Below are 19,351 nucleotides of genomic sequence, written 5' to 3' on the forward strand. Positions count from 1 at the left end.
GCGAGGCTCATGGGACGGATGGCAGGGTACGGCGCATGGCACCCCAATATCAGATTCGTGCCGACTACGACGCTCGCACGATCGTGGTCTACCAGGCGTACACGCCTGCCATCGCCGACGCGGCACTGCGGGCGGGCCGCTTCGTTGCGCCGTTCTCATTCCACAGGATGACGTGGATCAAGCCGTCGTTCATGTGGCTGATGCACCGCAGCAACTGGGCCCGCAAAACCGGTCAAGAGCGCGTTCTCGCGGTGCGAATAACGCGGGAGGGCTGGGAGGAGGCTCTGTCCCAGGCCGTGCTCACGACCGCGGACCCGGCGGCCGTCGCCGAGGCGGCCGTCCATGTCCAGTGGGACCCGGAGCGCTCGCCGCGCGGGGCGGCGCTTAACCACTACAGCATCCAGGTCGGCATTGGCCGCCATCTGATTCGCACGTTCACCGACGACTGGATTGTGAGTCTCACCGACCTCACCCCGCAGGTCCGCAAGGCTGCTTCCCTGACACAGACCGGGCATGCCGCAAAAGCCCAGCGGCTGTTCCCCGCAGAGCGCGCCTACCCGCTGCCTCGGGCACTGGAAAACCGCCTTTCCGCAGGTGGGTGACTGCCGACTGCCACGGAGCCGGGGTACACCGCGCCGATTGACACCTGACGCCGATGAAACGGTTCCTGCCAGCACTTTCGATACACCTAGAGCTGTCACGGCACGAGGGGGTCCGGCCCGGCCGGACCCCCTCGGTGCTGGGATTGACCTTGTCCCTGGGGGAAGGTGTGAGCTGGCGACAGGCCATCCGAGAGGCGGGTGGTGCCCAGGAGGAAGACGATGACCACCTTCACCGTTGTTCGCCGAGGAGGCCCGGGCGTTCACGCCCGGGAGGAATCGCTCCGCTCGCGGAATGGGTCAGTGCTCCGGGGATTCCTCTGGCAGGTTTTCCGGTTCGGCCCACCATTGGCGCCCGTGTTCGTTAACGTGTTCGATTATGAAGGTGGTCGTGCGGGTGAAGCTGTTGCCTTCGCCTGAGCAGGCGCAGACGCTTCAGGCGACCCTGCACGCCTGTAACCGGGCCGCGAACGCCGCCTCCCGGGTTTCGGTGGCACGCCCTTCCCGGGAAAGCCTCGGAACGTCGATCGAGGCGGAGCACCCCGGCGCGGCGCGGGTGCCTGGCCGAAGGCGGCGGGTGCGCGGGCCCGAGTGAGGATCCGGCCTGCGTCATCCGTACCCCGGACGGTGCGGGCCAGGGATGGGGCGGCCGAGTCTGCGACACCCTGCTCCACCGACCCGGGTCCTCCCGGATTCCCGGACTCCTGGACGAGGTGCCTACCCTCGTGTCCTCTCCGGCCAGGGCGGGGCCTACGCCGATGCGGACCTGTCGAACCACGCGCTCCTCGCCCACGGGGCCGAGGGGTCGGCGCTCTGGACTCCGCGGAGTGGATCAGTCGTGATCGGCCTCGATCCGGGCCAGGACCTCGGCGTAGGTGCCGCGCCGGTCGGGTCGAGCGTGGTCGGCGGCGTACCTGAGCGCGGGGACGGCGGCCGCACCCAGGTCGGTGAGCCCCTGCGCGGCGGTGGACCGGACCACGGCGTGTGCGTGGGTGAGCAGGCCGACCACCTCGGGGATCGCGGCCTCCCAACGGGCGTGGCACAGGGTCCGCGCGGCCATGCGCACCACGTCCGGCCGCGGGTCGTCGAGCAGGAGCACGGTCAGGCGCAGGTGGGTGTCGCGGTCCAGGAGCTCCCGGGCGGCCCGGTAGGCGTACAGGCGGACCTTGGGGCGCGACCGCTCCATGAGATCGGTGAGCAGGTCGACCAGCACGGGATCGGTGTCCGGGCCGGGACCGCGATGGTCCTCGACCAGGGCACGCAGGGCTCGGCGCGCCATCTCGGGGTCGCTGGTCCCGGCGAGGCGGAGGAGGTCCGCCCGGGGGCTCCCCGGCGGCTCCGGCCGGGCCCTGGGCGGACGGCGCTCGCGCAGGGTGCGCAGGACGGCGTCGGCGCGGCGCGCGGCGGTTCCGGGCGGGCAGACCGGGCCGTCGACGAGTACGAGATCGTCGGCGAGGTCGGTACGGCCCTGGGCACGCAGCCGGTCGACGGTTCGGGTGAGCCAGGCCGTGCGCAGGAGCGGTCGGCCCCTGAGCAGATCGAGCCATCCGTGGCCACCGGACTCGACGCGCTCGCGCAGGTGGCCGGCGAGGACATCGGCGGGGACGCGGTGCAGGAGGTTCACCACGTCCGGGCGCAGGGCGGCGGAGCCGTCTTCCCACCACTCCAACAGCAGGGGCACGAGGGGCAGGAGGGCTTCCTGGGTCAGGTACGCCGCCACGTGGAGGAGGCGTTCGGCTCGTATCTCCTTCGCGCGCCAGACCCGGGGGTCGGCCGTGGCCAGGGCATCGGTGAGGGTGTCGCGCAAGTCGAAGCCGAACGAGAGCATGACGTGTCCGCGCAGGTAGGCGTCGAGAACCTCCCGGCGTACCCGCGGATCCGGCCACTTCGCGAGCCTGAGGGCGGCCCCGTCGTGGCGCTGGTGCCCCGGATCCCGGAGCAGGGCCAGCAGCCGTTCCCGCAGGGCGAGGGAAAGCGGCTGGTCGAGGTCGTCGTCGCGTACGGCGCGTGGGCGCGGCGCCGGGAGCGCTCGGTCGTCCTCTCCGATGGTCCAGGGCGGGGCGCCGAGCGGCTGAAGGGCGCACATCCAGTCCACGAGCAAGGGGCGCGCCTGTGGTTCGGCGGTCGCGTACACCTCGACCAGGGCGGCCAGGCGCCGCCGCGTACCGATCCCACCGGTCGCCCCGGCCTCCGTGGTCGTACCCGGACCGTGGGTCGTGTTCGATCGCTGGGTCGCGCCGGTTCTTCCGGTCGTGTCCGGCTCGTCGGTCGTTTCCGTCCGCACGTCCGTGTCGGCCATGGCGGCCAGGTCCGTGCCGCGCAGGTCCGCCAGATCCGTGGCCGAGCGCACCGCCGCCCGTAGAGCGTGGTACCAGTCGTCGGCGCCGGGCGCGTGCGCCTCGTGCGGGGGGAGGGCGTCGGAGCGCCCCTCCTCCGTGCCGATCCCGAACGCCTCGCGCAGAACGGCCGTCTCGGCCGCCCAGGGATCGGGTCCCGACCGGGCCGCGGCCAGCGCCCGGTCCAGATCGGACCGTATCGGCACCGCGCCCAGTACGCGCAGGGACCGGAGCGCTCGGCGGCCGTCGACGGCGCCCAGGGGCAGGGCGCGCAGCCGCTCCACCACCGCGAAGGCCTCGTCCGCGGCCAGCATCGGTGCCGCCTCCTCCAGAGCCCGGACCAGGCCGTCCACCAGCTCATCGACCAGGACCGCGCCGGGTTCTCCGGGGCCGGACGGTATCTCGGTCGACACCCTGTGGGAGCCACCGGACGCCGCCGCCAGATCGGCGAGGCCGTCCACCAGTGTGGGGGCGTGCCGTGCCAGGAGGCGCCGTTCTCCCTCGGATCGAGGCGCGGGGCACGCCGACAGCGCGAGTCGAAGCACGCGCGCGGTCGGCCCGGACTCCGCGAGCCGCAGGAACTCCGCGAGGCGGGGACGCAGGCGCCGAAGCCGTTCGGGGTCGGGCGGTTCCGGCCGGGCCGCCAGCCGCAGTGCGACCTTCGCGTCCCACCCCCGTTGCAGCAGGGCTTCGACGTCGGCGTCCGCCGCCGCGTTCGCGTGACCCTGACCCGACGTCGCGCCCGCGGCAGAGGTGACCTCGTGCGCGGACATCGCGGCGGCCAGGTCCTCGGGTACGCCGTCGGCCAGGCGGACGTCGCCCGCGTCGACCAGGACGAGCAGATCCCGGGCCGTCGGCGACCCCTGGTCGGCCAGCGCCGCGCACGTGTGCAGCGGCAGGAGGCCGTCGAGGCTCCGCAGCAGCCGGCGGCGGGCCTGCTTGGCGCAGCCCTCGGCCGCCGCGAGCACCGTCGCGGTCCGGGTCTCGCCGAGGACCGCGCCCAGGGCGCGCAGGAGCTCCGCGCGCAGCCCCGGGTTGTCGGAGCGCCCCAGGTGGCGCAGCAGCGCTGGAACGGCGGAGGGGGTGCCCGCCTCGACCAGGGCCCGGGCGGCGGTCTTGCGGATGTTCATGTTCGCGTGGTCCAGACAGGCGGCGATCGCTCCGCTCGCCCAGCGCGCCCGTGCGCGGCCCAGGGCGCTGACGGCCTGTCGGACGGTCTGGATATCGGGGGCCGAGGTCAACGCGACGAGCGAGGCGGACAGAGCACGCGCCCCGTCGCCCACGTCGCTCGCGTCGTCCTCTTCGTCCGTGGGCCGCCCGGCCACCAGGGCGATCGCGTGCTTGCGCACGTGCGGGTCCCGGTGGCGCAGCAGCCGGTGCACTCGTGGACGGGTTCCCGGGAAGGGCACGCGCGTCAGGAGTTCGAGCAGTACGACGAGTTCGTTGTCGGTCAGGTCGGGGCGCTCCACCAGGTCCAACGCGAGGCTTGCGGTGAACGCTCGACCGGCGGCCCGGCCGTCGGCGGCGTCCAGCAGGCTGACCGGGCGGATACGGCCCCGCGCGTGGAGCCGGCGCCCCAGGTCGCTCAGCGCGTCGACGACCTTCTGGGGCACGTTGGGTTCCTCGGGGGAGCCGCCCTCGCCGAGCGGCCAGGGGCCCGCGTCGGGTTCGCGGGCCGCCGCGACGTCGCCGACCACCCGCAGCAGGAGGTCGGACAGCACGGCGTGAGGGGTCGCGTCGCCGTGCGCGGCCACCGTGTGCAGCGAGCCCACGGGATCGTCGGGATCGAGGCGGGCGGCCAGCACGGCCAGTTCCGCCGGGTCCGGCGCGCCGAGATCGGCCATCACACCGGAGGGGAGGTCGTGCGGATCGAGCCGGGAGAGGAGGGTCCGGCGCCGCTCCGGGGTGTCGGTCAGCCGCCAGAGCAGGGTGAGCGCCTCATGCCGCACCGGACGCAGCGGGACCGCGATACCGGTCTCCGCGGGCGGGTCGGCGGGGCCTGGCGCCGAGTTCTCATCCTCGCCCGCCCCGCCGTCGGCACCGGTTTCGGCCCGCGCGGCTGTGCCGGCGTCTCCGGCGGCCGGATCCCGCGGGAGGCTCCCCTCGCCGTCGCGTTCATCGGCGAGGCCGAGCCCTTCGGCCAGGGCGCGTGCCGTCCGTTCCCCGCCCATGGTCTCCAGGGCGCGCAGGGCGGGCGCCGGTGCGGTCGGCAGGAGCGCGAGCACCGCCTCCTCCGCGTCCTGGTGGCGCAGGGCGCGGACGGCGTTCAGGAAGGGCGCCGGTGCCGCGGCCGATGGCAGCAGCCGGGTGACGAACGCTCCGACGGGCAGGTCCGCCGTGCCCTGCTCGGCGAGGGCGAGCAGGAGGTCCAGGCGGCGCGGCCAGGAGGGGTCGTCCGGAGCGGCTTCGTTCAGTGGACCCCACGCCCGCCGCCGGCACGTGTAGAGCACCGTGGCGGCCTCGCGGGGAGGGATCGAGTGGTCGGCCAGCGCCAGGGCGACCACGGTCGGGGCGGTCTCCGGTGGCGGGAAGTGCCCGCGCCGGTGCAGCCCGCTCAGACAGGTCAGCGCGGCCCGGCCCCACAGCGGCGGGTCGGTGGCCGCGAGGTCCACCAGGGGAGCGATGTCGTCGCGCTCGGCCAGGTCGCCGAGGAGTTCGAGGGCGCGTCGGCGCGCGCCCGGCGGCAGGTCGGGGTCGGTCACAGCCCGTCGCACGAGGTCGCCGTGGCCGTGGCGGGCCGCGGCGGTGAGCGCCGCCGCGGCCACCTCGTGGCCGTGGGGCCCGCCCGCGAGCAGGCCGGTCAGCAGGCCGGCGGACAGCGGTTCCAGCATCGCCCACGGCTCGCAGAGCTCGCGCAGTGCGTCGGCCACCACGCCCGGCGCTCCTGCGCGCAACAATCGGACGGTGTGGCGACGGGCCGGGGCGGGCGCGAGGAGTCCGGTGCGCAGGCCTTCGCGGACACAGCGCAGCGCCTCGGCCGCCAGTACCGGGTCGCCGCTCTCGGCGAGGGCGGCCACCAGCGGTTCCGGCAGGCGGGTGCGGGCGGTGTCGGTCTGCCGGGCGGCCTGGTAGAGGAGTTCGCCGGGCGGCTCGCGGCGCAGCGCTTCGGCCGGTGCGGCGTGCAGTTCGGCGCGCAGCCAGGCTACCTGAACCGGCACGGGCAGGTCGGCGGTGCGCCAGGCCGGCCAGGGACGGCCGTCGGTCCGCGCCCCGCACCGTTCGTGGACGCGGGCCAGCGCCAGCACCGCCTCGGCGGGGCCGTCCAGGTCGCCGGGCAGCGCCGTGCCCGCGGCGGCCCACACCGCGTCGGGATCGGCGCCCGAGTCCAGCGCGTCGGCGAGGCGGAGCACGCCCCGCCACCGGGAGCCGGGGTCGCGCAGGAGGCGCGCCGCGTCGTCGACCGGGTGGTCGCGACGGGCCGGGCGGGGCTCGGAATCGGGTCGGTGCGGCACGCCCGGATCCTAGGCCATCCGCGGCGGTCTCTCACGCCGTTTCCGAGCCCCGGAACCGCCCACCGGACCGAGCCCGCGCCCCCCGGGGGCGTCCTCGCCGGCCCCGCGGCACGGGAGGGCCTTCACGGCACGGGACCTCAGGCGCGCAGGGCATCGGTGAGGCCGGTCAGCAGGCGGTCGACGTCGTCCTCGCTCGTGTAGGGCGCCATGCCCACGCGCAGCCCGGCGGTGTCGTCGACGCCCAGGCGGGCGAACGCCTCATGGGCGTAGAAGCTCCCCGCCGGTGCGAGGACGTCGCGTTCGGCGAGGAATCGTGAGACGTCGGCGCTGCGGCGTCCGGGGAAGGTCATGAACAGCGTGGGAGTGCGTTCGGCGGCCCGTGAGTGCGCGACCACGTCGTCCCCCAGTTCGGCCAGCGCCGCCTCCACCTTGCCGCGCAGCGCCTGCTCGTGCTCCTCCAACAGGGTGCGGGCGGCGGCCAGACGGGAGCGCCGGTCGGCGCCGGCGGGGGCGAGTTCGGCGGTGAGGTCCAGGGCCTCGGTGGCGCCGGCCATGATCTCGTAGGGCAGGGTGCCGTACTCGAACCGTTCGGGGACGGCGTCGGTGGAGGGGACCAGCTTGTCGGGGGTGATGGTCGCCAGCAGGGCGGGGTCGGCGGCCAGGACGGCGCAGTGCGGGCCGAGGAACTTGTAGGGGGAGCACACGTAGAAGTCGGCGCCCAGTTCACGCACGTCCACGACCGCGTGGGCGGCGTGGTGGACCCCGTCGACGTACACGAGGGCGCCCACGGCGTGGGCGCGGTCGGCGACGACGCGCACCGGGAACCGGGTGCCCAGCAGGTTGGAGGCGGCCCCGACCGCGACCAGGCGGGTCCGGCCGTTGACCACGCCGTCCAGGTCGGACAGGTCGGGCTCGGCGGTGAGCGGGTCGAAGTCGATCCAGCGCACCGTCGCGCCCGCGCGCTCGGCGGCCTGCACCCAGGGGCGGACGTTGGAGTCGTGGTCCAGGCGGGTGACGACGACCTCGTCGCCGGGGCCCCAGCCCCGGGACAGGTGCCGGGAGAAGTCGTAGGTGAGCTGGGTGGCGCTGCGTCCGTACACGATCCCCTCGGGAGCGCACCCCAGGAGGTCGGCGTAGGCCCGGCGGAACGCCCCGACGGCGGCCTCGGCGTTGGCCTCCGAGGCCACCGACGCGCCCCGGATGGAGAGGGGGCCGGTGAGGGTCCGGGCGATCGCCTCCCCGACCCGGGCGGGGGTCTGGGTGCCCCCGGGGCCGTCGAAGTGGGCGATCCCCGAGGCCAGGGAGGGGAATCGCGCGCGGAACGCGGTGAGGTCGAACGCCGTCATGGGGCTCCTCCGTCGAGTGCGTGCGGGCCCGTCGTCGTGCGGCGGCCCCGTACAGGTGTATCCCTTCGGCGGTGAGGAACGGAAGTCCTCGCGCTCGGAGGAGGCCCCGGGGAGGCCGTGCGCCCGACCGCCCTCGGCCCCGGCCACCGCAGGGGGCCCGTCGTGCTCCGGGTCGCGGACGAGCCGGGTCCGGTCCTGCCCCCGGTCGGGGCCGAGGGGCCCGCCACCGCTCACCCCGCAGCCGATCCCCTCCCCGCTCTCCGGGGCCCGCCGCGCTCTTCGGCACCACCGGCCGGTGAGGGTCGGAAGGACGGCGCATACCCTGAACGACGTGGTCAGACGAGATGTCCTTGCCGGTGCCCGGGACCGGGTGTTCGACAACCGCCGGTTGCCCTCCTACGAGGCCGGTGAGATCGCCGTGCCGTTCGTCGTGTGGGGGACCGAGAAGGTCATCGCCCGGGACACCTTCTGGGAGGAGCACTCCCATCCCACCCACGAGCTGCTGTGGAACGAGCGCGGCGCCTCGTCGGCGACGATCGGTCCGCGGGTGTGGACCATCACGTCCACGGTGGGTCTGTGGATCCCCGCCGGGGTGCGCCACTGCGGGTGGACGCCCGCCGGGACCTGGCACCGGGCGGCACAGTTCGGGGTGCACGCGGTGCCCTCGATCGCGGACCGGCCGGTCGCGGTGGAGGTCACCCCGCTGCTGCGGTTGTTGCTGGGCAGGCTCGACGGCGAGGAGCTCCGCGCGGACGAGCGGGCCCGGACGGAGGCCATGGTCCTGGACCTGATCGCGCCGGCCCGCAACGAGATCCTGCTGCGGATCCCCGAGTCGCCGTTGCTGGCGCCCATCGTGTCGGCCGTGCTGGAGGATCCGGCCGACACCACGACGTTGGCGGCGTGGGCGGCGCGGTTGGGGGTGAGCGGACGCACCGTCACGCGGGCGTTCCGGGCCGAGACCGGTCTGGGGTTCAGCCGCTGGGTGGCCACGGCGCGGGTGCGGCACGCGATCACGCTGCTGGCGCACGGTGAGGACATCGAAGAGGTGGCCGCGTGTGTCGGTTATCACTCGGTGAGCGCGTTCGGCACGGCTTTCCGGCGGATCACGGGGACGAGTCCGGGTCGGTTCCGCGTGCGGTGACGGCGATCCGGACATCCGCTGTCCGTTTCGCGACAAAGGGTGTCACATCTGCGCGATTGCGCGCCAGGTGAATGCACCCTAACTTTGGTTAGGCAACCCTTATCTCTCGTGGTCGCGCCCCGTGCGCTCCCTCGGCACGCGCCGCCGACGCGAGAGTCCGGCCCCGACGCTCCCAGCGCCGCCGCCGCAGTCCCCTGACCGGAAGGACCCCATGTCCCGCGTTCCCACGCCCGTCGCCGTCGCCGCGGCCGGGCTGCTCACCGTCGGGCTCGCCGCCTGCTCGTCGTCCCCCACCGCGCAGGAGGGCGAGGGCTCCGGGGACTGGACCCCCGTCACCATCGAGCACGCCCTGGGCAGCACCGTCATCGACTCCCGGCCCGAGCGGGTCGCCACCGTCAACTGGGCCAACCACGAGGTCCCGCTGGCCCTGGGGGTCGTGCCGGTCGGCATGGCCGCCGCCAACTTCGGCGGCGACGACGGCGACGGCCTCCTGCCCTGGGTCGCCGAGAGGCTCGAAGAGCTCGACGCCGAGACCCCCGTGCTGTTCGACGAGACCGACGGCATCGACTTCGAGGCCGTCGCCGACACCGCCCCCGACGTCATCCTCGCCGCCTACTCCGGGCTCACGCAGGAGGACTACGACACCCTCGGCGAGATCGCCCCCGTCGTCGCCTACCCCGAGACCGCCTGGGGCACCCCCTGGCAGGACATGATCACGCTCAACAGTCAGGCCATGGGCATGGCCGAGGAGGGCGAGGCGCTCATCACCGAGCTGGAGCGGGAGATCGCCGCGTCCGCCGCCGAGCACCCCGCGCTCGAAGACCGATCGGTGATGTTCCTGACCCACGTCGACACCACCGACCTGAGCCAGGTCAGTTTCTACACCACCCACGACACCCGCGCCCTGTTCTTCGAGGACCTGGGCCTGCTCACCCCCGAGAGCGTCGCCGCCGCCTCCGCCGAGACCGACGCGTTCTCCCTGACCCACAGCGCCGAACAGGCCGACGCCTTCTCCGACGTCGACATCATCGTCACCTACGGCGGCGACGAACTCGTCGAGGCGCTGGAGGGCGACCCGCTGCTGTCCCAGATGCCCGCCGTCGAGAACGGCGCGATCGTCGCCCTGCCCGGCAGCGACCCGCTGGGCACCGCCGCCAACCCGACCCCGCTGGCGATCCCGTGGGTCCTCGACGACTACCTGTCGCTCCTGGCCGAGGCCGCCGACAAGGCCGAGTGACCGTGCACGACACCTCCACCGCCTCGGGCGTCGCCATCGTGCGGCGCCCCAGGCGCGCCAAGGCCCTGTGGCTGCTCCTCCTCCTGCTCGTGCTCCTGGCCCTCATGCTCGCCTCGGTCGCCGTGGGCTCGCGCGTCGTCGCCTGGCCCGACATCGTCGCCGCATTGGGCGGCGACACCGAGGGCTTCGACCGGGCCGCCGTCGCCAAGCGCGTCCCGCGCACCCTGCTCGCCGTGCTCGCCGGGGCGGCCCTGGGGCTGGCCGGCGCCGTCATGCAGGGCGTGACCCGCAACCCGCTGGCCGACCCCGGCATCCTGGGCGTCAACATGGGCGCCTCCCTCGCCGTCGTCACCGGGATCGCCTACTTCGGACTGGCCTCGCCCACCTCCTTCATCTGGATCGCGATCGCCGGGGCCGGTGTCACCGCCGTGTCGGTGTACGTCATCGGCTCCCTGGGCGTGGGCGGTGCCACCCCCCTCAAACTCGCGCTCGCCGGAGCGGCCACCTCGGCCGCCCTGGCCTCGTTCGTCAGCGCCGTGATCCTGGGGCGCAACGACATCGCCGACGGGGCCCGCTCCTGGCAGATCGGCGGCGTCGGCGGCGGGACGTTCGACTCCCTCTCCCACGTCCTGCCCTTCCTGGTCGTCGGCGGCCTCCTGTGCCTGCTCTCCGCCCGGGGACTGGACCTGCTCGCCCTGGGCGACGAACTCGCCGCCGGGCTGGGCACCCGGGTGGCCACCGCCCGGGCCGGGGCCTCCCTGGGCGCCGTCGTGCTGTGCGGGGCGACCACCGCCGTCACCGGCCCCATCGCGTTCGTCGGACTCGTGGTCCCCCACCTGTTCCGGATGCTCATCGGCACCGACCACCGCCTGCTGCTGCCCTTCTCGGCGCTGGGCGGCGCGGCCCTGCTGACGGCCGCCGACGTGGTCGGCCGTATCGCGGCCCGCCCCTCGGAGGTCGCCGTCGGCATCGTGACCGCCCTCATCGGCGCCCCGTTCTTCATCTTCATCGTCCGCCGACACAAGGTCCGTGCACTGTGAGCGGTTCCGTCACCAAGACCACGCGGGTCCCACCGGCCGTTCCGGCCGCCGGGGCCGTCGACACCGTCTCCCGGGGGCGGCGGCGCCGGGGCCGACGACGGTTCGCCGTCGTCGTCGTGCTGAGCGTCCTGATCGTCGCGGCCTTCGCCGTGACCCTGATGTTCGGGCGGACCTTCCACCCGCCCGCCGACGTCGTCCGGGTCGTCCTGGGCCAGGACGTGCCCGGGGCGTCGTTCACCGTCGGACGGCTGCGGCTGCCCCGGGCGGCGCTGGCGGTGGTGGCGGGCCTGTGCTTCGGCCTGGGCGGCGTCACCTTCCAGACCATGCTCCGCAACCCGCTGGCCAGCCCCGACATCATCGGTATCAGCGCGGGGGCGGGCGCCGCGGCCACGTTCGCGATCGTGGTGCTCTCCCTCGAAGGCGCCGGGGTGTCGGTCTTCGCCATCGTCGTTGGCCTGGCCGTGGCCGTGCTCGTGTACCTGCTGGCGTACCGGAACGGGGTGTCGGGCGGTCGGCTCGTCCTCATCGGCATCGGCATCGCGGCCATGCTCGAAAGCGTCACCGCCCACATCCTGGACCGGGCCGCCGAATGGGACCTCCAGGAGGCGCTGCGCTGGCTGACCGGCAGCCTCAACGGCACCACCTGGGACGAGGTCGTCCCCGTGGTGATCGCGGTGGCCGTGCTCGCCCCGGTGCTGCTGTCCCGCGCCGGCGACCTCGAAACGCTCCGACTGGGCGACGACACCGCCTCGGCCCTCGGCGTGCGGGTGGACCGCACCCGACTGCTCCTCATCGTCACCGCCGTGGGACTCATCGCGTTCGCGACCGCCGCCGCGGGCCCGATCGCGTTCGTGGCGTTCCTGTCCGGGCCGATCGCGGCGCGCCTGGTGGGCCCGGGCGGCTCCCTGCTCGTCCCCGCCGCGCTGGTGGGGGCGCTGCTGGTGCTGGTGGCGGACTTCGCCGGCCAGTTCCTGTTCGGCGTCCGCTACCCCGTCGGGGTCGTCACCGGGGTGCTCGGCGCCCCCTACCTCGTCTACCTGATCGTCCGAACCCACCGCGCGGGAGGCTCCCTGTGACCACGGCCCACTCACTCCTCGTCGAGGGCCTCACCCTCGGCTACCAGGACCGTGTCGTCATCGAGTCCCTGGACCTGACCGTCCCGCCGGGGCGGATCACCGCGATCGTCGGGGCCAACGCCTGCGGCAAGTCGACGCTGCTGCGCGCCATGGCGCGGCTGCTGTCGCCCCGGGCCGGACACGTGCTGCTGGACGGGAAGCGGGTCCACCGGATGCCGTCCAAGGAGGTCGCCCGCACGCTCGGCCTGCTGCCGCAGTCCCCGATCGCCCCGGAGGGGATCGCCGTGAGCGACCTGGTGGGCCGTGGCCGCCACCCCCACCAGGGGAGGTTCGCGCGGTGGAGCCGGGAGGACGACGAGGCGGTGGCCGCCGCGCTGGAGGCGACGGGGACGCTGGAGCTGGCCGACCGCTCCGTCGACGAACTCTCGGGCGGGCAGCGTCAGCGGGTGTGGATCGCGATGGCGCTGGCCCAGCGCACCGACCTGCTGCTGCTCGACGAGCCGACGACGTTCCTGGACGTCAGCCACCAGGTGGAGGTGCTGGACCTGCTCACCGACCTCAACCGGACGCTCGGCACGACGATCGTGATGGTCCTGCACGACCTCAACCTCGCGGCCCGCTACGCCGACCACCTCATCGCCCTGGCGGACGGACGCCTGCACGCGGAGGGGGACCCCGCGCGGGTGCTCACACCCGAGACGGTGGAGGCGGTGTTCGGGCTGCGCAGCCGGATCATCACCGACCCGGTGTCGGGCAAACCGCTCATGCTGCCCATCGGCCGACACCACGACACGGCTCCGACCGCCTGACCCCGGGCCCCGCGCGCCGGCGGATCGGTCCGTTCCCAGGGCCCGGGGCGCGGTCCTCCCGGCCTCTGCGCGCCGGGGCGGAAGGGCCGGACCGGCGCGGCCTCACGAGGGCCCGGGTCGGGTGGATCCTGTGCGTACCGGCTCCGGCGTGCGAAGATGTACCTTTCGGCCGACATGGCGTTGCGGGCGGGCGTTCTCGGGACGGACGGCCTCCGCACCGGATCCCGGGGTGTCGCGATGCCCGTACAGCACACGTCCAACGAGTTGATGGTCTCCCTGGTCCGTGCCGGGCACCTGGCCACCTTCGAGGAGCTTCCGGCGCTGGTGGCCAAGAAGGCCGACTTCGCCGGCCTCTCCCAGGCCCGCTTCTACCTCGCCGACCACCAACAGCAGGTCCTGCGCGAGGTCACCGGTGAGGGCGACGACGCCCGCCGGGGCGGCCGGGACCTGCCGGTGGACGGCTCCCCGGCCGGGCAGGCCTACGTCACGGGCGTGACCGTCCGGGAGGAGCAGGAGGGGCGCTACTGGGTGCCGATCCTGGAGGGCGCCGAACGGCTGGGCGTGCTGCACGTGTGCTACCCCGGCGACCCCGACCGCTCGGCCATGCGGGACCTGGCCGCCCTGGTCGGGCTCCTCGTCATCGCCAAACGCTCCAACAGCGACGCCTACGCCCGGCTGATCCGCACCAGATCCATGTCGGTGTCGGCCGAGATGCAGTGGACGCTCATGCCCCCGGGCACCTTCGCCGACGCCCGGGTGACGATCTCCGCCGCCACCGAACCGGCCTACGACAACGCCGGCGACTCCTTCGACTACGCCCTCGTCGGGGACACCGCCCACCTGGCGATCTTCGACGCCATGGGCCACGACAACGCCGCCGGGCTCATCGCGAACCTGGCGGTGGGGGCCTTTCGCAACGAACGCCGCAAGGGCACCCCGCTCTCCCACATCCACCAGGGGGTGGAGGGCACCCTGATCCAGGAGTTCGTCCGCACCCGCTTCGCCACCGCGATCCTGGCCGAGCTGAACCTGGTCACCGGCGAGATGAACTGGGTCAACTGCGGGCACCTGCCGCCCATCCTCATCCGCGGCGGGCAGGTCCGCGAACTGGAGTGCGAGCCCTCCCACCCGCTGGGGATGGACCTGGGCCTACCGGTGACGGTGTGCTGTGAACCGCTCCAGCCGGGGGACCGGGTGCTGCTGTACACCGACGGCATCATCGAGGCCCGCGACTCCCGGGGGCACGAGTTCGGCGTCGATCGGTTCGCGGACTTCATCATCCGCCACCAGGTCGACAACATGCCGGTCCCCGAGACGCTGCGACGCCTGATGCACGCGGTGCTGGGGTACCACCACGACAGGCTCAACGACGACGCCACGGTGCTCTTCTGCGAATGGCACGGCTGACCGGGTCCCGCCCCCGGGCGCGCCCCCTGGGACACTGGCCTCGTGGACTTCCTCGAACTCCAGCGCCGGCTGCGCGAAGCCGGTCACGACGCCCACCTCGCCTACGACGGCCGCCACGACCCCTTCCGCCCCACCGGGCCGTCCGCCAGGCGCGGCGGGTACTGCCGGGGCGCGTGGAACCTCTACCACCTCGGCGAACACCGCTACGTGGTGACGGTCCGCGACCTCACCCGCCCCGTCCGCTTCGCCCGTGACACGACGGGGCCCGAGCCCGCCGGGTTCCGCACCGAGGAGGAGGCGTGCGCCCACCTCTGGGAGATCCTGTCCGGGCCCGATGCCCCGAAGGGCGTGCGCGACATCGCGTTCGACGAACTCCCCGAGGCCGTCGCCGGGTGGATCCGGGCCTGCGGAGGGGCACCGACCCGGACCCTGTTCGGGAACCCGTTCGTCGCCTCGCGGGGGTCGGAGTCCCACCGTCTGAGCCGGGTCGGGGACCGGTACGTGCTGCGGCGGCGGTCGAACCTGCCGCCGACCGTCGGAGCGCCCCTCCACACCACCGAGGTGTGGGAGGACGCCTGCCGGGTGCTCATGTCGGTGATCGGCGACCGCGACGCCCCGCGACGTCCAGGGCTGCCCCTGGTCGGGTTCGCGCGCGGGACGTCGGGGCAGGAGCGGGTCCGGCGGCTGGCGGGGGCCGGGTTCGAGGAGATCGCGCGGGCCTACGGGGCCGAGCGCGGCGAACCCCTGCTGGACGTCCTGGCGGAGGCCGCGGCCCTGGACCTGGTCACCCCCGAGATCCTGCGGCTCGCCGGGGAACGCCACCTGGACGCGCAGCGGTTCGGGTCCGGCCGCTGCGTCACCTTCGGGTTCTCCGAGGAGCGCTACCGGGTCCGGGAGGTCGAAGGCCGCTACCTGCTGGAACGGGCGGAGGAGCGGCAGAACACGTTCACCGTCCTCGTGGAGTCGTCCGACCTGGACGACGTGCGAAGGCGGTTCGTGGACGTCCTCGACCCCGCTGGAACCCGCCGGGACCCCTCGGCTGGCTGAGGGGTCCCGGGGCCGTCAGTTCGCGGCGAGGTCGGCGAAGTGGGCCCTCATCCGATCGCGGTCCGGGGCGAGCCCGGTGATCAGCTCGAAGGCCCGCACCGCCTGGAACACGGCCATGCCGCCACCGGACAGGGTGGCGCAACCGCGCCGTTCGGCCTCGTCGAGCAGGGCCGTGCGCAGGGGCCGGTAGACGATGTCTGCCACCCACAGGGGAGGTCGCAGCAACGCGGCCGGCAACGGCAGACCCGGATGGTGGGCCATGCCGATCGGGGTCGCGTTCACCAGACCGTCGGCCGGGGACACGTGCGCCGCCACGTCCCCGGGAGGGGCCGCACGACAGGACCGCCCGGGGAACCGCGCGATCAGGGCGCGCGCCAGGGCGTCCGCCCGGTCCACCTCCGGATCCACGATCACCAGGTCCCCGGTGCCCGAGGTGAGCAGGGCGTGGGCCACCGCGGCCCCCGCCCCGCCGGCCCCCAGCAGGACCACCCGCTCCCGGGCCGCGTCGGGCAGGCCGATCTCGAAGGCCTCCAGGAACCCCGACCAGTCGGTGTTGTGACCGATGGCCGAGTCCCCCTCGAAGACCACCGTGTTGACCGCCCCCAGCGCCGCCGCGTCGGGGGTGAGCCCGTCCAGGTGGGGCAGGACGGCCTGTTTGCACGGGTGGGTGATGTTGAGGCCGTCGAAGCCGTACCGCGGCGCCGACCGGACGAGTTCCCCCACGGACTCGGGGGGCAGCCCCCACACGTCGATGTCGATCGTCCGGTACACCAGCCGTCGTCCCAGCCGGTCCGCCTCGCGTTCGTGCATCGGCGGGGTGAGGGAGGGGCCGATGCCCGAACCGATCAACCCGACCAGGAAGGAACGCCCCTGACGATCCGTCTCCGTCGTCGCCCTCACGCGGCCCGCCCCGTCCGGTGGACGGTCATGCGCACCGGCGTGTTCCGGGCCCCGTACCCCTGGTATCCGTCGACGCGCTGCACCACCTCGAAGAAGAGGTGCCCGTCGAGCAGGGGGGTGAAGAAGTGGAGGAACCCGCCCCCGCCGTCGGGATCGTGGTCGTGGAGGATGTCGAGCCGTCTCATCTGTTCTCTTCGGTGCGGCGGCAGGTCGGTGCGTGCCGCCAGGTCGTCGTGGTAGTTGTCCGGGACGGGCATCAGGGGCAGCCCGGCCGCCACCGCCGCCTCCGCCACGGCGATGATGTCGTCGCAGGCCAGGGCGATGTGCTGGACGCCCCGGGCGGGGTCGGGGTGAGGGCCGTCCCCGATGACGGAGACGTTGAGGGCGATGCGCGGCCCCTCGTCCGGTGAGGGCAGGGACAGCGCCCGGCTGCGCACCAGCCCGTCGGGGGAGGCCAGGTCGGTGCTCTCACCGGCGGCCAACCCCAACAGGGCGGAGTAGAACAGCGACGCCTCGTCGAAGTGGTCGAAGGGCTGGTGCAGCCCGACGTGGTCGATGCCGGTGACGGGGGTGTCGCCGCCGGGACGGACGTCCTCGACGGCGGGCGCCGAGAAGTCCGCCAGCCACGGGTCCTCGCCCCCCTCGCCGACCGGGCAGAGGAAGACGGCGGTGCCGTCCGGGGCGGCCACGGCCCGCAGCGGGGTCTCGGCCCGGTCCCGCCGTCGGGTCAGCGCCGGTGCGCACAGCAGTTCGGCCCGGTTCCCGACCTGTTCGGGGTCGTCCAGGTCCACGCCCAGCGCGGTGATGGCCGCGGCGGAGTCCCAGGTGTGTCCGAGGCGGGGGTCGGTCGCGTTGAGCAGGATCCGGGCGCGCCCGTGCTCCCACAGTTGTACGGGCTTGGAACGGTGGTCCCGGACGTGCGCGAACCCCAGCGCGGAGAGCACGGAGCGGACGCGTCCCGCCGTCTCCTGCGTGGCGGCCACCTCCACGAACCCGAACCCGCGCGGCGGCACCGGGTCGGGCAGGCGGGTGAGCGTCACGGCGGGACGCCCGCCGGGGACCCCCTCGCCCCGGCGGGCGAGGGAGTCCTCCAGCACGGTGAGCGAACGCAGCGCGTCGGCGGCGGTCCGCTCGGGGTCGGCCGCCCGGAAGACGTCGTTGAAGACCTCCAGGGACAGCGGACCGCTGTACCCTGCGGCGAGCACGTGTTCCGTGAACGCCACCAGGTCGAACCCGCCCTGACCGGGGAAACAGCGGTGGTGCCGGCTCCACTGGAGGACGTCCATGCTCATCCGGGGCGCGTCGGCGAGCTGGAGGAAGAAGAGCCGGTCCCCCGGGATGTCGCGGATGCCCGAGGGATCGTCCCCGCGCGACAGGATGTGGAAACTGTCCAGGCACAGACCGAGCGAGGGATGGTCGGCCCGCCGGACGAGGTCCCAGGACCGCCCGTAGGTGGACACGTGCGTCCCCCAGGCCAGCGCCTCGTAGGCCACCCGCACCCCGTAGGGTTCGGCGGTCTCGGCCAGCAGCCGCAACTGGGCGGCGGCCCGGCCGTCGTCGTCGATGGCCGTGGCCGTGGCGTTGGAGCAGACCAGGACGGTGTCCACGCCCAGCTCCACCATGAGGGCGAACTTGGCCTCGGCGCGGCGCACGTTCTCCGCCAGCCGGGCGTCGTCCACCCCCTCGAAGTCGCGGAAGGGCTGGTAGAGATCGATGTCCAGACCGAGGTCGTCGGCCAGGGACCGGATCTCCCGGGGGCGCAGCGGGGAGGCGATGAGATCGTTCTCGAAGATCTCCACCCCGTCGAAGCCGACCCGGCTCGCCGCCCTCAGCTTCTCCTCCAGGGTGCCGCTGAGGCAGACGGTGGCGATGGAACGCCGCATGTGAACGGACTCCGATTCCGTGAGTGGGCGCGAGCGGGACGCGCCCGGACGATGGTGCGGTCTACGCGTCAGCGGGCTTCCTGGAAGCTCTGGTAGAGCTCCAGCTCCTCGCCCTCCAGGTTCTCCATGAAGTACTCCCGGACCTGCTCGCGGAAGGTCTCCACGTCGACGTCGTCGACGACCTCGATGGCGCCGGTGGCCTCCCAGTCGGCCAGGACCTCCGCCTCGGCCTCCTCGATGCAGGCGCGGTTGTCCGCGCGGACCGAGGACACCGCCTCCTGGAGCGCCTCCTGCTGTTCCTCGCTCAGGCCGTCCCAGGTGGCGCCGGAGACCACGATCATCTGCGAGCCGATCTGGTGGCCGGAGAGGCTGATGTGCGACTGGACCTCGTCGAAGTTGTCGGCGGCGATGGTGGCGATCGGGTTCTCCTGGCCGTCGACGATGCCCTGCTGGAGGGCCATGTAGACCTCCTCGAAGGCGACGGCGGTGGCGCTGGCCCCCATGGCCTCGGCGTTGGCGAGGTAGATGGGCGAGTCGGGGAAGCGCATCCGCAGCCCCGACAGGTCCTCGGGGGAGCGGATCGCCTCGTTGGCGGTGAAGTGGCGCTCGCCGAAGTACCAGACGTCGAGGATGTGGGCGTCGGTGACCTCGGTGAAGCCCTCCTTCATCGGGTCGGCGGCCGGGGAGTCGAAGAAGGAGAACATGTGGTCGACGTCGTCGAAGGCGTAGGCGGCGTCGAAGACGCCGATGGGGCCGTGGGCGGCGCCGAGCGCGGCCGATCCCTGCACGTCCATGTCGATGTCCCCGGACATCACCGAGGCGAACGTCTCGGTGTTGTTGCCGAGCTGGCTGTTGGGGAAGGTGTCGACGGTCAGGTCGACGTCGGCCTCGGCCACGCGCTCGGCGACCAGGTCGATCCCGCAGCGGGTGTGCGGGTGGTCCTCGGTGTAGCTGTTGGAGAAGGTCAGGGTGGTGCCCTCCGCCGCGTCGTCGGTGTCGGAGGACGAGGAGCAGGCGGTGAGGGCGAGCACGGTCACCAGGACGGGCAGCGGCAGGCGGAGCATGCGGTTCATGCGAG

General features: G+C 73.7%; 14 protein-coding genes. 9 read left to right on the forward strand and 5 right to left on the reverse strand.

Annotation, left to right across the window (positions count from 1 at the left end; genetic code table 11):
• Positions 1 to 35 precede the first annotated feature (35 nt).
• Complete coding sequence (locus RM479_RS22630; protein WP_311513766.1) at positions 36 to 602, forward strand: DUF4291 domain-containing protein; 567 nt, start codon at positions 36 to 38, stop codon at positions 600 to 602.
• 376 nt (positions 603 to 978) lie between these two features.
• The gene (locus tag RM479_RS22635) at positions 979 to 1,194 is read left to right on the forward strand and encodes a hypothetical protein (protein WP_311513767.1); all 216 of its coding nucleotides are present in this window, start codon (positions 979 to 981) and stop codon (positions 1,192 to 1,194) included.
• Positions 1,195 to 1,431: 237 nt separating this feature from the next.
• On the opposite strand, the gene RM479_RS22640 is transcribed toward RM479_RS22635, so the two are convergent.
• Together RM479_RS22640 and RM479_RS22645 are read right to left on the reverse strand one after the other, a co-directional pair.
• Entirely contained in the window at positions 1,432 to 6,387 is a 4,956-nt protein-coding gene (locus RM479_RS22640) for a HEAT repeat domain-containing protein (RefSeq protein ID WP_311513768.1), read from the reverse strand.
• 137 nt (positions 6,388 to 6,524) lie between these two features.
• Positions 6,525 to 7,733, reverse strand: a complete 1,209-nt coding sequence (locus RM479_RS22645) for a cysteine desulfurase-like protein (RefSeq protein WP_311513769.1) — start codon at positions 7,731 to 7,733, stop codon at positions 6,525 to 6,527.
• Between the two features lie 331 nt (positions 7,734 to 8,064).
• On the opposite strand from RM479_RS22645, the gene RM479_RS22650 reads away from it, so the two are divergent.
• The 7 genes from RM479_RS22650 (at position 8,065) to RM479_RS22680 (ending at position 15,490) form a co-directional block, all read left to right on the forward strand.
• Positions 8,065 to 8,874: a helix-turn-helix domain-containing protein gene (locus RM479_RS22650; protein WP_311513770.1), complete on the forward strand. Its 810-nt coding sequence runs from the start codon at positions 8,065 to 8,067 to the stop codon at positions 8,872 to 8,874.
• Between the two features lie 211 nt (positions 8,875 to 9,085).
• Positions 9,086 to 10,111, forward strand: coding sequence for an iron-siderophore ABC transporter substrate-binding protein (locus tag RM479_RS22655; protein ID WP_311513771.1), 1,026 nt, complete (start codon positions 9,086 to 9,088; stop codon positions 10,109 to 10,111).
• On the forward strand, positions 10,108 to 11,151 hold the full coding sequence (locus tag RM479_RS22660; RefSeq protein ID WP_311513772.1) for a FecCD family ABC transporter permease: 1,044 nt from the start codon (positions 10,108 to 10,110) through the stop codon (positions 11,149 to 11,151). The genes RM479_RS22655 and RM479_RS22660 overlap by 4 nt, the downstream gene beginning before the upstream one ends.
• Complete coding sequence (locus RM479_RS22665; protein WP_311513773.1) at positions 11,148 to 12,227, forward strand: FecCD family ABC transporter permease; 1,080 nt, start codon at positions 11,148 to 11,150, stop codon at positions 12,225 to 12,227. The genes RM479_RS22660 and RM479_RS22665 overlap by 4 nt, the downstream gene beginning before the upstream one ends.
• Positions 12,224 to 13,036 (forward strand): ABC transporter ATP-binding protein, encoded by an 813-nt coding sequence (locus tag RM479_RS22670; RefSeq protein ID WP_311513774.1) that lies wholly within the window; start codon positions 12,224 to 12,226, stop codon positions 13,034 to 13,036. The genes RM479_RS22665 and RM479_RS22670 overlap by 4 nt, the downstream gene beginning before the upstream one ends.
• 237 nt (positions 13,037 to 13,273) lie before the next feature.
• Positions 13,274 to 14,443: a PP2C family protein-serine/threonine phosphatase gene (locus RM479_RS22675; protein ID WP_311513775.1), complete on the forward strand. Its 1,170-nt coding sequence runs from the start codon at positions 13,274 to 13,276 to the stop codon at positions 14,441 to 14,443.
• A 42-nt stretch (positions 14,444 to 14,485) separates the two neighbouring features.
• Complete coding sequence (locus tag RM479_RS22680; protein ID WP_311513776.1) at positions 14,486 to 15,490, forward strand: hypothetical protein; 1,005 nt, start codon at positions 14,486 to 14,488, stop codon at positions 15,488 to 15,490.
• Positions 15,491 to 15,505: 15 nt separating this feature from the next.
• On the opposite strand, the gene RM479_RS22685 is transcribed toward RM479_RS22680, so the two are convergent.
• The 3 genes from RM479_RS22685 to RM479_RS22695 all read right to left on the reverse strand — a co-directional run bounded on the left by RM479_RS22685 (position 15,506) and on the right by RM479_RS22695 (position 19,346).
• A complete protein-coding gene (locus tag RM479_RS22685) occupies positions 15,506 to 16,390 on the reverse strand; it encodes a shikimate dehydrogenase (protein WP_311513777.1) in 885 nt (294 codons plus the stop codon).
• Entirely contained in the window at positions 16,387 to 18,273 is a 1,887-nt protein-coding gene (locus tag RM479_RS22690; protein ID WP_311513778.1) for a sugar phosphate isomerase/epimerase and 4-hydroxyphenylpyruvate domain-containing protein, read from the reverse strand. Before RM479_RS22690 ends, RM479_RS22685 begins: the two co-directional genes overlap by 4 nt.
• A gap of 68 nt (positions 18,274 to 18,341) precedes the next feature.
• A complete protein-coding gene (locus RM479_RS22695; protein WP_311513779.1) occupies positions 18,342 to 19,346 on the reverse strand; it encodes a DctP family TRAP transporter solute-binding subunit in 1,005 nt (334 codons plus the stop codon).
• Positions 19,347 to 19,351: the final 5 nt, after the last annotated feature.

It is taken from the genome of Nocardiopsis lambiniae (assembly GCF_031845465.1).
Lineage (GTDB): Bacteria > Actinomycetota > Actinomycetes > Streptosporangiales > Streptosporangiaceae > Nocardiopsis > Nocardiopsis lambiniae.

What these genes read in the sequence shown, in the direction of transcription:
- RM479_RS22630 (WP_311513766.1), top strand. Translation starts at nt 36, where the DNA reads ATGGCACCCCAATATCAGATTCGTGCCGACTACGACGCTCGCACGATC.
- RM479_RS22635 (WP_311513767.1), top strand. Translation starts at nt 979, where the DNA reads ATGAAGGTGGTCGTGCGGGTGAAGCTGTTGCCTTCGCCTGAGCAGGCG.
- RM479_RS22645 (WP_311513769.1), bottom strand. Translation starts at nt 7,733, where the DNA reads ATGACGGCGTTCGACCTCACCGCGTTCCGCGCGCGATTCCCCTCCCTG.
- RM479_RS22655 (WP_311513771.1), top strand. Translation starts at nt 9,086, where the DNA reads ATGTCCCGCGTTCCCACGCCCGTCGCCGTCGCCGCGGCCGGGCTGCTC.
- RM479_RS22675 (WP_311513775.1), top strand. Translation starts at nt 13,274, where the DNA reads ATGCCCGTACAGCACACGTCCAACGAGTTGATGGTCTCCCTGGTCCGT.
- RM479_RS22690 (WP_311513778.1), bottom strand. Translation starts at nt 18,273, where the DNA reads ATGCGGCGTTCCATCGCCACCGTCTGCCTCAGCGGCACCCTGGAGGAG.
- RM479_RS22695 (WP_311513779.1), bottom strand. Translation starts at nt 19,346, where the DNA reads ATGAACCGCATGCTCCGCCTGCCGCTGCCCGTCCTGGTGACCGTGCTC.